The organism is Polyangiaceae bacterium (genome assembly GCA_015075635.1).
Classification (GTDB): Bacteria; Myxococcota_A; Polyangia; order Polyangiales; family Polyangiaceae; genus JADJKB01.
Genome location: JABTUA010000002.1, coordinates 2,856,439 through 2,868,222, shown reverse-complemented (window position 1 = coordinate 2,868,222; position 11,784 = coordinate 2,856,439). Strand labels below are relative to the sequence as shown.

Sequence of the window (11,784 nt, the reverse complement as noted above, 5' to 3'; positions counted from 1 at the left end):
CACCCCGACGAGCACGGGGCGCCAGGCTTAGCTCGACGTCGCGGTGGGGGCAATCGAGCACGGGACCGCAGTGTTTGCGCGTGGTAAGCTCGCACGTGATGCGGCGGCTCTCGGCGATCCTCCTGCTCGCAGGCACGGCGCTCGGCGCGGCTGGGGCGTGCAGCGTCGAGAAGGCGGGGGGCCTCTCGGCGAGCGAGGACGGCGGTGGCGGCTCCGACGCGGGGCAGAGCGTGACCAGCTCCTGCTTTCCCCCCAGCAAGGCCTGTCCCGACGAGGCCGGCGGCCTCATCTGCGTGAGCTCGAACGACCCGCAGAGCGGCTGCAAGGCCTCGACCAGCTGCGCGCCCTGCGTGCTGCCGCACGCCAGCGCGAAGTGCGAAGACGTGAAGGGCTGCATCGTCGACCACTGCGACACCGACTGGAGCGACTGCAACGGCGATCCGACCGACGGCTGCGAGACCAGCCTGGGCGCCGACCCGATGAACTGCGGGGCGTGTGGCACGGACTGCGCCGTCACCAAGGCGCCTGGGGCCGTGTGCATCGACGGCGCTTGCGCCGACAACCCCTGCTCGCCGCCGACCAACGGCAACTGCGACAAGGACCCCTCCAACGGCTGCGAGATCGATCTGCTCGCGGATCCGAAGAACTGCTCGTTCTGCGGCAACGTGTGCAACCTGCCGCATGCGTCGTCGGCGTGCGAAGCCAACCCCAGCGGATACCCCATCGCGCGCTGCGTGGTTCAGAAGTGCGACGACGGCTGGGCCGACTGCGACGGCAACCCCGCGAACGGCTGTGAGAGCAGCGCCAGCACGGACCCGTCGAGCTGCGGAGGCTGCGGCAAGAAGTGCAACTCGACGAACGGCGTGGCTGGCTGCGTCGCCGGCAAGTGCGATCTGATCTGCAACCCGGGCTTCGGCAACTGCGACAACAACATCGACAACGGCTGCGAGACGGACCTGAACGCGCACGTGTCCAACTGCGGGAGCTGCGGCAACGCCTGTCCCTCGGCGAACGGCACGCCGACCTGCGTCGCGGGCAAGTGCGCGACCGGAGGTTGCAGCACCGGCTACGCGGACTGCGACGGCAATCCGGCGAACGGCTGCGAGACCGGCACCACCACCGATCCGAGCCATTGCGGCACCTGCACCACGGTCTGCCCGGGTACGCCGAACGGCTTCCCCACTTGCGCCGGCGGCGCCTGCGGCGTGGGCTGCTCGCCGGGGTTCTCCACGTGCGGCGCGGGGACGACCTGCTTCGACACTACGGTGGATCCGCAACACTGCGGCGCCGGCTGCAAGGCATGCCCACCTCCCACGGCCGGTAACGGGAGCCCCGCGTGTGCCGGCGGAAACTGCACCATCGCCTGCGCGCAAGGCCTCTCGCCTTGCGGCACGGCCTGCGTCGATCTGAAGGCCGACAGCGCGAACTGCGGCGTCTGCGGCAAGGTCTGCTCGGCTGCCTCCGGAGGTACCTCCACCTGCGTCAACGGCGCGTGCGACGTCACTTGCCCCCCGAACGTGGCGGAGTGCAACAACCAGTGCGTGGACGTCTTCAACGACTCCAGCAACTGCGGCCAGTGCGGGAAGAAGTGCGGCACCAACCAGTCCTGCAGCGGCGGCAGCTGCGTGTGCCACTGGCTCTTTCCCAAGAACTGCGGCAGCTACTGCGCTGGCTGCTGCAACCACGGCGACTGCAGCGGCGGCAAGAAGTGCTACTTGGGCGCTTGCTGGTGAAGGCGGCGGCTCAGCGCCGGTAGCTCGCCGGGTCGATGGCGAGCCGCTTGAACGCCTCGTAGAGCGCGGGCCGGCGCATGCCGAGCGCCTTCGCCACGTGCGAGACATTGCCACCGTGCTCGGCCAGGGCGTCGCGCAGGCGTTGTTCCTCCGTGGGCTGGCCGTCCGTAGCCGGTGCCCGGCGGCCGCCCAGCGCCACGTCCTCGGCGTCGATGCGCACCGAGTCCCGGGCCTCGACCCGGGCGGCCGCGGCCGAGATCACGTTCTTGAGCTCGCGCACGTTGCCGGGCCAGGCGTGCAGCATCAGGCGCTCCATGGCTCGGGCGGTGAAGCGGAGCTCCGGGCCCACGAAGCTCCGAGCGAGCGCCGGAACGTCCTCGCGCCGCGCGCGGAGCGGCGGCAGCGCGATGCGCCCGCTGGCGATGCGGTGGAACAGGTCGGCGCGGAAGGGCCCGTCCACGATCATCCGGTCGAGGTCGCGATTCGTGGCGGCGATCACCCGCACGTCCACCTTCGCCGGGTGGTCCTCCCCGACCGAGCGGACCTCGCCCGTCTCCAGCACCCGGAGCAGCTTGGCCTGGGCGGGGAGCGGCAGATCGCCGATCTCGTCGAGGAACAGCGTGCCCCCGTCGGCCGCGCGGAACAGCCCCTTGCGGGCGCCCGCCGACGACGAGAACGCACCGCGGGCGTGGCCGAACAGCTCGGACTCGACCAGCTCGCCGGGGAGCGCCGCGCAGTTGACGGCGCACAGCTCGCCCTTGCGGCCGCTGGCCCGGTGGATGGCCTGAGCCACGAGCTCCTTGCCGGTGCCCGTCTCCCCCTCGATCAACACCGGCACGCGGCTCGGACCGACCACGGCGATGACTTGACGCGTCTCGTCGAGCGCAGGACCGCCGACGAGCAGCGCGTCCGGCTGCGCGTCGCGCAGATACGGGCGCACATTTGCCGTCACCATCAGGAGAGTGCGTCCCGCGCGGATGAGCGAGCCCACCTTGGCCAGGGTATCGCGCGCCTTCACCGGCACGCCGTCCAGGAAGGTTCCGTTGCGGCTCTCGAGGTCGGTCACCAGGACGCCTCCCGCCGCCGGCGAGAGCTCGGCATGGCAGCGGGACGCCTTGCCGTCGTCGACCGAGAGCTCGAGCTCCGGGTCTCGTCCGACGCGCACGCGCGTTTCGACGGGCAGAGCGTAGACCGCGGGCGTGCCCTCGCTGAACACCACCACCACGCCGAGCACCGGCCTGGTCGCCGACAGCTCCGGCAGGTCCAGCGCCGTGTGCGTGTCGGTCCGCTCGCTCATCGGGTCCTGTCGGAGTGTACGGACAGTGTTCGTACAGCAAAAGCGCCGGGAAATACGGGACACAGGAGCAGCCGCCCCGCCCCGGCGTCCGGGTACGAGCTGGCGATTTCCGAGGAATTCGCCCCCATTTCCGACTGGCACGCGGGTTGCTCTTTCTGGCTCGCCACCCGCGCGCTCAGGAGGAAACGGATGTTCGCTCGCTTCTCGTCGTTCCGTCGCACTTGGCTGCCCTCGTTCTCGCTCTCCGCCGTCGGGCTCCTGATCGGCTGCGCCGCCGGAGTCGGGGACGAGATCGCCACCAACGAGGGCAGCGCCATGTCGCCGCTGAACGACAGCTGCACGCCGGGGACCAGCGCGGCGTGCAACGTGCAGGACGCGGTCGACTGCGCGGTGGGCGAACGCTACTGCAACTCCCAAGGCAAGTGGGGCGCCTGCCAGCCGGCGATGCCTTCGGACGAGGAGTGCGGCGACGGCGTGGACAACGACTGCGACGGCGTCGTGGACAACTCCTGCCTGATGGGCGGAGGCGGTCAGGGCGGAGCCGCGGGGGACGGTGGCGACGGCGGCTACGGTGGCGGCCCCTGCACTCCGGGACAGCTCGTCTCGTGCGTCACGGCCTGCGGTTCGAACGGCGACACCACCTGCCGGCAGGACGGCAAGCCCGCCGAGTGCGTGCCGCCGGAGGAGCTGTGCGGCAACGGCAAGGACGACGACTGCGACGGCACGGCCGACGAAGACTGCGGCGAGACCTTCGACTGCAGCGATCTCGAGCCCCACAACTGCAACGGTGATCTGGGCTACGGTGACAAGTGCACCGCGGAGTACAACACCAACGGCTGCACCTGGGAGTGGTTCCAGGCCTGGTGTCACCGGCGGGACGAGGCGAACGGCGGCCCCCAGAAGTGGGATGACGCCGTCAAGAAGTGGGTTGAAGACCACTGCGACGGCAAGGTCACGATGACGGGCAACACCTTCCAGTGCACGGACACCAAGGGCCGCACCTGGAAGTGCTCCACGCCGCTGGTGCTCGCCTTCGACGCAGCCCCGGCCGAGCTCGCGCCGGCGAGCGGGAGCTTCGATTTGGACCAGAGCCGGGTGAGTCGGAGCAGCGATTGGCCGACGGCGCGCACGCCCTGGCTGGCCCTGGACCGCAACGGCAACGGTCGCATCGACGACGGCGGCGAGCTGTTCGGCTCCGGCACGACGCTTCGGGACGGCACCCGGGCGGACAACGGCTTCTTCGCGCTGGCCGAGCTCGACTCGGACCAGGACGGCGCGATCACGCCGGCCGACGCCGCCTACGCGTCGCTCCTCTTGTGGGCGGACGAGAATCGCGACCGTGAATCTCAGGCGAGCGAGCTGGTCTCGCTCTCGCACAGGGGGGTCACTCGCATCGAGCTCGGATTCCGGCAGAAGCCCCAGTGCGACGCGCGGGGCAACTGCGAGATCGAGCGCTCGGTGATGGTCTTCGAGAGGGACGGCGTGCCGCGCATGGGGCAGGTCGTGGACGTGCACCTGGTGCAGCGGTAATTCTCGGGTATCGCGAGGCGCGCCGACCGGTCCTCGCACTCCGGTCTAGGGGTGTCCCTAATTCGCGCTCCGCTGGCAACAGCAACCGCCATGCGACGCTTCCGTTCGGTCGAAACGGGCGGCGCCGGTCCACCCCGTCGGGTATCGCGAAGCGCGTCCGGCCGGTCTTCGCACTTCGTCACAGTGGCGGATCGAGATCTGATCATGACCAGACCGTTCCGGTGATCCAGGGGTCGGGCGACCACGGTCGCCCGCCGCCTAGTCCTTCAGGCACAAGACCGCGTAGCTGCCGCAGGCGCAGTAGGCGTAGCTCGAGGCGGCTTCGTGGTAGCCGCCCGGGCAGCCGCCGCAGCCGGCCCAGTAGTCGAAGCCAGGCTGCACGCAGAGCGCTTCGTAATAGCTGCTGCAACCATAGGCGCAGTACTCGGTGAACGCGGTGTCCCAGCCGCCGGGGCAGCCGTCGCAAGACGCGAATCCGGCGAAGTCGCAGGTGCCGTTGGGGGAGCAGCCCTGATTGCCGTAGCAGGTACCGCATTCGAGCACTCCGCCGCAGCCGTCCGAGATGCTGCCGCAGCTCTTGCCCTGAGCGCCGCAGCTGGTCGGCGTGCAGCAGGACCCGTTGAAGCAGGTCTGCCCACCCGGGCAACCGCCGCAGTTGACGCTGCCGCCGCAGGGGTTCGGGATGACGCCGCACTTGCCGGCGCAGCTCGGGGCCGAGCAGCCGCAGACGTTGCTCGAGCCGCCGCCACCGCACCACTCCGGGCTCTGGCAGCTCCCGCAGTTGAGCACCCCGCCGCAGCCGTCGGAGACCTGGCCGCAGTTCTTACCGAGGGAGCTGCAAGTGTAACAGGTGCTCTGGCACTGGCCAGAGACGCACTGCTGGTTCGTTCCGCAACCGCCGCAGTTGAGCTGGCCGCCGCAGCCGTCGCTGATGGTGCCGCACGAGTAGCCCTGAGCCGAGCAGCTGGTGGGAGAGCAGCCGCACACGTTGGCCGTGCCGCCGCCGCCGCAGCTCAGCGGGGCGTTGCAGGCGCCGCAGTTGACGCTGCCGCCGCAGCCGTTGGAGATGACGCCGCAGTTCTTGCCCTGCGCACTGCAGCTCTGGGGAGAGCAGCCGCACACGTTGGGGACGCCTCCGCCGCCACAGCTGTTCGGGGAGTTGCACGAGCCGCAGCTCAGCGTCCCTCCGCACTTGTCGCTGATGCTCCCGCAGTTCTTGCCCTCGGCGGCGCAGCTGGTGGGCGTGCAGCCGCAGACGTTGGGGGTCCCGCTGCCGCCACAGGTCTGCGAGCCCGAGCAGGAGCCGCAGCTGATCGTATTGCCGCAGCCGTCCGAGACCTGACCGCAGTTCTTGCCCAGATCGGCGCAGCTCTTGGGTTGGCACGGCGCAGTGCCGCACTTGTTGGGGCCCGCGCCGCCGCAGATCTGACCGCTGGCGCAGCTGCCGCAGTCCGCGAGGCCCCCGCAGCCGTCCGGCACCTTGCCGCAGTTCATGCCCAGATCGACGCAGGTCTTGGGCTTGCAGCCGCACTGGTTCGCCGGTCCGGCACCTCCACATGTAGCTGGCGGTTGACAGGTGCCGCAGTTGAGCTTGCCGCCGCAGCCGTCGGAGAGCTCACCGCAGGTGGCCTTTACGGTCTCGCAGCTGATGGGCGTGCAGCCGCAGACGTTCGCGGTGCCGCTGCCGCCGCACTTCTCGGGCAGCGTGCAGCCGCCGCACTCGAGCACCTTGCCGCAGCCATCCGAGGCCTGCCCGCACTCGGCGCTCAGCTCCTGGCAGGTCTTGGCGATGCAGGGGGTCTGCCCGCACTTGTTGGGGCCCGCGCCCCCGCAGAACAAGCCGCCCGGGCAGTCGCCGCAACTGAGCTTGCCCCCGCAGCCGTCCAGCGCTTCCCCGCACGAAGCGCCGAGCTCGCTGCACTTCTTGGGCTTGCAGGCTCCGCCGTCGTTCTTGCCGCCGTCGCTGTCGGGCGCGCTCGCGTCGGCTCCGGAGCCCTGCTTCAGCGCGTCCAGGTCGGACAAGAGCGAGCAAGCCCCGACGAGCCAGACCACGAGGCCGGCCGCGAGCAGCCCGAGCAGTCGAGGAAGCCGAGGCAATCCACGCTCGAAGATAGCCCGCCCTCGAGCGTGGTGTCGAGGCACGGGGGCGCTTCACCTGATCGACGACGTGTGCGACAAGAGCTTACGTGGAGTCCTTCGTCGAAGACGCGGTCGAGGTCGTCGTGGGCGGCAGCGGCGGCTCGCCCTTCTTGATCACCTGCGAGCACGCCTCCGAGCGCCTGCCCGAGCCCTGGCGCTGGGCTGCCGAGGACCGCTGGCTCGTGGGCACGCACTGGGCGTACGACATCGGGGCCGAAGATCTTGCGCGCGATCTCTGCGCCGCGCTCGGCGCGACCGCCGTGCTGTCGCGCTTCAGCCGCTTGCTCGCCGACCCCAACCGCGAAGAGTCGGCGCGCGACCTTTTCCTGGCTCTGGCGGAGGGCGAGGAGGTGCGACTGAATCACGCCCTCGACGCGGAAGAGCGCGAGCGACGCCTGGCCCGCTTGTGGCGTCCGTATCACGCGGCGGTCGAGCGCGAGGTCGCGCGCAGCCAGTGCCGCGTGGTGTTGGCCATCCACACCTTCACGCCGGTTTGGAACGGCGTCGCCCGCGATGTGGAGGTCGGCGTCTTGTTCGACGAAGAGGAGGAGCTCGCCGAGCGCGCCCGCGCTGCGCTCGGGACGACCGGCCTGGTGGTGCGGATGAACGAGCCGTACTCCGGGCAAGCGGGGCTGATCTACAGCGCCCGCCGCCACGCCATGGCGCACGGACGGCGCGCGCTCGAACTGGAGGTCCGACAGGATCTGGCCGTGGAGGCGCGGGTGCGCGCCAAGGTGGTGGCGGCGCTGGGCGAGCTCGGGAAGACGCTCGGGTAGCTAGCGCACCTGCGTCGGGAGCTCGGTCTGGGCGTCGCCCAAATTGAACGCGAGGGTCGCAGGATCGCCGGTGCGCGACCCGCGCGCCGGGATGGAGCACAACACGGGCTCCTGCAACGCCTCGAGTCGCACGAAGGCGTCGGGCGGTCCACTGTGGTGGCCTTGCGCGTCGAGCAGCGAGACGCCGAGCTCGATGGGGAGCTCCGGCAGCGGACTCCCGCGCCGGAGCAGCAGCGTGACTTGAAGCGTCGGTCCGGCGCGCCGCACGGTGACGTCGAGCTCGCGCACGATGCGCTCGAGGCGTTCCTTGCGATTCGCCCCCGCGAGCGGCGTGCCGATGATGGCCGGATTCTCCACCGGCTCGGGCCAGGTCGGATCCGAGTCCTCGGGCTCGCGCACCACGGACTTCCCGCAGACGGCGCAGTGGTCCCTCGTCAGGTCCAACCGCTGACCGCAACCCACACAGACGACGCTGGGCGGAGGGAGTGCCCCGTGACTCACGCGCGGGGACCCTAACCCCCCTCGGCCCCGAGGACAATGCGGGGCCGTGCGCGAAAAGGGCGTGGGTTTCAGCCTTGGCGCCGGTGTGTGTGCGGGTGTGCTCGCGTCACATGTGCTCGACGATCGCCTTGCCGAACTCGGAGCACTTCACTTCCTTCGCGCCTTCCATCAAGCGCGCGAAGTCGTAGGTCACGGTCTTGGCGCCGATGGCGCCGTCCATGCCCTTGATGACCAGATCCGCCGCCTCGTTCCAGCCCAGGTGCCGGAGCAGCATCTCGCCGGACAGGATCACCGAGCCGGGGTTGACCTTGTCGAGGTTCGCGTACTTCGGCGCGGTGCCGTGGGTCGCCTCGAACACGGCGTGGCCGGTGACGTAGTTGATGTTGCCGCCGGGAGCGATGCCGATGCCCCCGACCTGAGCCGCCAGGGCGTCCGAGAGGTAGTCGCCGTTCAGGTTGAGCGTGGCGATGACGTCGAACTCCTTGGGACGCGTCAGCACCTGCTGCAGCGTGATGTCGGCGATGCTGTCCTTGATGCGGAGCAGGCTCTTCCATTTGCCACCGCCGTGGGTCGGGACGAGCTTCGCCGCCGCCTCGACCTCGGCGCGGATCTCGGCCTGGGCCTCCGGCGGGGCCATGTCGTAGCCCGGCTCGATCAGCTTGGCGTTCTCCTCGGCCGTGAGCTTCGGGTTCTGCTCGAGGTTGCCGAGGATCCAGCTCTCGCGCTCGGTGACCACCTGCGCGCGGAACTCCCGCGTGGCGAGGGCGTAGCCCCAGTCGCGGAAGCCGCCCTCGGTGAACTTCATGATGTTGCCCTTGTGGACCAGGTTCACGCTCTTCTTCTTGTTGCGCAGCGCGAACTCGATGGCCGCCTTGACCAGGCGCTCCGTCCCCTGCCGGCTCACGGGCTTGACGCCGATGCCGCTGGTCTCCGGGAAGCGGATCTTCTTCACGCCCATCTCGTTCTGAAGGAAGGCGATCACCTTCTTGGCTTCGGCGCTCTCGCTCTCCCACTCGATGCCGGCGTAGATGTCCTCGGTGTTCTCGCGGAAGATCACCATGTTCACGTCGCCGGGTCGCTTGACCGGGCTCGGGACGTTGGTGAACCAGCGCACCGGGCGGAGGCACACGTAGAGGTCGAGCTGTTGGCGCAGCGCCACGTTCAGCGAGCGGATGCCCTTGCCCACCGGAGTGGTCAGCGGGCCTTTGATGCCGACCAGGTACTTGCGGTAGGCGTCCACGGTCTCGTCCGGCAGCCAGGAGTCGAAGAGCTTCTTGCTCTTCTCGCCGGCGTAGACCTCGTACCAGGCGAGCTTCCGCTTGCCGCCGTAGGCCTTCGCGACCGCGGCATCGAGCACCGCGCTCGACGCGCGCCAGATGTCGGGTCCCGTGCCGTCCCCCTCGATGAACGGGATGATGGGCTGGTCGGGCACGCTGAGCGCCGTGCCGGACATCGTGATCGCTTCGCCTGTCTTGGGGGCTTCGAGCTTCGCCATTTCTTCGGGTCTCCGGGGGAAAAAGTGCTGTCGGATTAGACCAGACCGCGTGGTGCGGCAAGGTCGCCGATCCAGCCCAGGCGCTCGCGCGACGAACGAGGGTGGAGGCGCGCATGGGAGCGACGGCTGAACGGAGGAGGTGTGCTCGCAGGTCCGGGGTCATGCTGGGGGCTGGGCTCGCGGTGCTCCTGGCCACGGGTTGCCTGGATCGACCGCTCTCGACGATGGAGCCCGCGACCAGCAACGTGGTGGTCAAGCAGTTGGCCCTGGAGGCGCCCAGCAAGATCGACCTCTTGTTCATGATCGACAACTCGCAGTCGATGGCGGACAAGCAGGCGTTGCTCGCGGACGCAGTTCCTGCGCTGGTGCGGCGGCTGGTCGCTCCGCGCTGCGTGGACGAGACGAGCGGAGCGCCCCTCGGGACGAATCATCCCTGCGCGGTCGGCGCGCCGGAGTTCCGGCCGGTCACCGACATCCACGTCGGGGTGCTGAGCTCGAGCCTCGGCGGACACGGCTCGGACATCTGCACTCCCAAGTGGCAGAAGTGGAACCCGACCCAAGATCAGGCCGGCCACCTCCTGGCCCCACACCTCGATTGGAGCCCCGGCGACGACACGGCAGATCCGAGCGCGTTCGTCCAAGGGCTGGCCCAGCAGGTGAAGGCGGCGGGCGACGAGGGCTGCGGATACGAGGCGTCGTTGGAGGCCTGGTACCGCTTCCTGATCGACCCCGAGCCGCCGCTGACCGTCACCAAGAAGGACGGGGTCACCGTCGCCGAGGGCGTGGACGAGGTCCTCTTGGCGCAGCGCAAGGAGTTCCTGCGCCCGGACTCGTTGCTCCTGGTGGTGATGCTCAGCGACGAGAACGATTGCTCCCTCGTGGACGACGGCTGGTCCTGGTACGCCACGCAGCAGGAACAGAACCTGTATCGCTCGACCAGCGCGTGCGCGAGCGACATCGCCAGCCCGTGCTGTCGCTCCTGCGGCACGAGCGAGAGCGCCCCGCCTGCCGGCTGCGTCGCGCTCGCGGACGATCCCGCGTGCCAGTCGTCAGTCCTCGACACCGCGGAGGACAGCCGCAACCTGCGCTGCTGGGAGCAGAAGCGGCGCTTCGGCATCGACTTCCTGTACCCGACAGCGCGCTACGTGGACGGGCTCACGAAGCCGACGATCCGGAACCGGCGCGGCGAAGAGGTGCCGAACCCGCTCTATTCCGCGCCGACGGGCGTCAGGGCACGCGACCCCTCGCAGGTGCTCCTGGCGGGGATCCTGGGCCTGCCCTGGCACGACGTGGCGAGCGCCGAGAGCCAGAGCGACCCCGACACGATGCGCTACCTGACCGCGCGGCAGCTCACCGAGCAGGACCGCTGGTCGTGGCTCCTACCGTCCGCGGGAGCGCCAGCGGGCGATCCGCTCATGCGCGAGTCCGTCCTGCCGCGCAGCGGGGTCCATCCTGCGACCGGCGTGCCGCTGGTGGGTCCGGACGGGCCGGGCGCTCACCCGGTGAACGGCCACGAGTGGAACACGGGCGGCGAGGACCTGCAGTACGCCTGCATCTACCCGCTCGCAAAGCCCCGAGATTGCACGATGGCGACCGGGTCCTGCGACTGCACGAACGTGACCTCCAGCGATCCGAGCAAGAACCCGCTGTGCCAGGACCCCGCCAGCGGACAGTACGGGACCACGCAGCACTTCGCCAAGGCGTATCCGGGCACGCGCCAGCTCGAGGTCTTGAAGGGCCTGGGCGACGGGGCCATCGTCGCGTCGATCTGCCCCAAGCTGTCGAGCGGCGACAGCGCTTCCCCCAGCTTCGGCTACAACCCCGCGGTCGAGTCCATCGTCGAGCGCCTGCGCGACAAGCTCTTGACGCAATGCCTGCCGAGGCCGCTGTCGATCGCGGACGACGGCGCCGTGAAGTGCGCGGTCGTCGAGGCGCTGCCGGCGTCCGCTTGCAGCTGCGACGCAGCGAAGAACCGGCACCCCGTCAGCGCGACGCTGGCGAGCGCAGCGCGCCGAGAGCTCCGCGAGTCGGGGCAGTGCGGCCCTGGTTCGAAGGACCAGCTCTCCTGCGAGGCGTTTTGCCTGTGCGAGCTCGGCGTCGCGACCGACCTCGGGTCGTGTCAGAACGACGTGAAGCCCGAGGGCACCGGCTGGTGCTACGTCGAGCCCGACCGCGGGCTGGGGAACCCCGCGCTGGTCGCGAGCTGTCCCGCGACCCACCGCCAGCTCGTGCGCTTCGCGGGCGAGGAGACGCCGGCGCCGGGCTCGAACGTGTTGGTCGCGTGCCTGGGCGCCGCGCTCGGGAAGTGAGCCG

Annotated in this window: 8 protein-coding genes; 4 read left to right on the top strand and 4 right to left on the bottom strand. The window is 70.0% G+C overall.

Annotated elements, in window-relative coordinates; genetic code table 11:
• Positions 1 to 98 precede the first annotated feature (98 nt).
• On the top strand, positions 99 to 1,733 hold the full coding sequence (locus HS104_28955) for a hypothetical protein (protein ID MBE7483983.1): 1,635 nt from the start codon (positions 99 to 101) through the stop codon (positions 1,731 to 1,733).
• 10 nt (positions 1,734 to 1,743) lie between these two features.
• Here the strand turns inward: HS104_28955 and HS104_28950 are convergent, their stop codons facing one another.
• Positions 1,744 to 3,030 carry a sigma 54-interacting transcriptional regulator gene (locus tag HS104_28950; GenBank protein MBE7483982.1) on the bottom strand — a complete coding sequence of 429 codons (1,287 nt, stop codon included), beginning with the start codon at positions 3,028 to 3,030 and terminating at the stop codon, positions 1,744 to 1,746.
• 189 nt (positions 3,031 to 3,219) lie between these two features.
• Here HS104_28950 and HS104_28945 point away from each other — a divergent pair, with 189 nt between their 5' ends.
• Positions 3,220 to 4,560: a hypothetical protein gene (locus HS104_28945; protein MBE7483981.1), complete on the top strand. Its 1,341-nt coding sequence runs from the start codon at positions 3,220 to 3,222 to the stop codon at positions 4,558 to 4,560.
• Positions 4,561 to 4,818: 258 nt separating this feature from the next.
• Here the strand turns inward: HS104_28945 and HS104_28940 are convergent, their stop codons facing one another.
• On the bottom strand, positions 4,819 to 6,657 hold the full coding sequence (locus HS104_28940) for a hypothetical protein (GenBank protein MBE7483980.1): 1,839 nt from the start codon (positions 6,655 to 6,657) through the stop codon (positions 4,819 to 4,821).
• Positions 6,658 to 6,746: 89 nt separating this feature from the next.
• Between HS104_28940 and HS104_28935 the strand changes: the two genes are divergently transcribed.
• Complete coding sequence (locus HS104_28935) at positions 6,747 to 7,475, top strand: N-formylglutamate amidohydrolase (GenBank protein MBE7483979.1); 729 nt, start codon at positions 6,747 to 6,749, stop codon at positions 7,473 to 7,475.
• Here HS104_28935 and HS104_28930 read toward each other — a convergent pair whose 3' ends face one another.
• Both HS104_28930 and icd read right to left on the bottom strand, forming a co-directional pair.
• Entirely contained in the window at positions 7,476 to 7,919 is a 444-nt protein-coding gene (locus HS104_28930) for a hypothetical protein (protein MBE7483978.1), read from the bottom strand.
• Positions 7,920 to 8,082: 163 nt separating this feature from the next.
• A complete protein-coding gene (gene icd / locus HS104_28925; protein MBE7483977.1) occupies positions 8,083 to 9,471 on the bottom strand; it encodes an NADP-dependent isocitrate dehydrogenase in 1,389 nt (462 codons plus the stop codon).
• Positions 9,472 to 9,632: 161 nt separating this feature from the next.
• Between icd and HS104_28920 the strand changes: the two genes are divergently transcribed.
• The gene (locus tag HS104_28920) at positions 9,633 to 11,780 is read left to right on the top strand and encodes a hypothetical protein (protein MBE7483976.1); all 2,148 of its coding nucleotides are present in this window, start codon (positions 9,633 to 9,635) and stop codon (positions 11,778 to 11,780) included.
• The last annotated feature ends 4 nt before the right edge of the window (positions 11,781 to 11,784 follow it).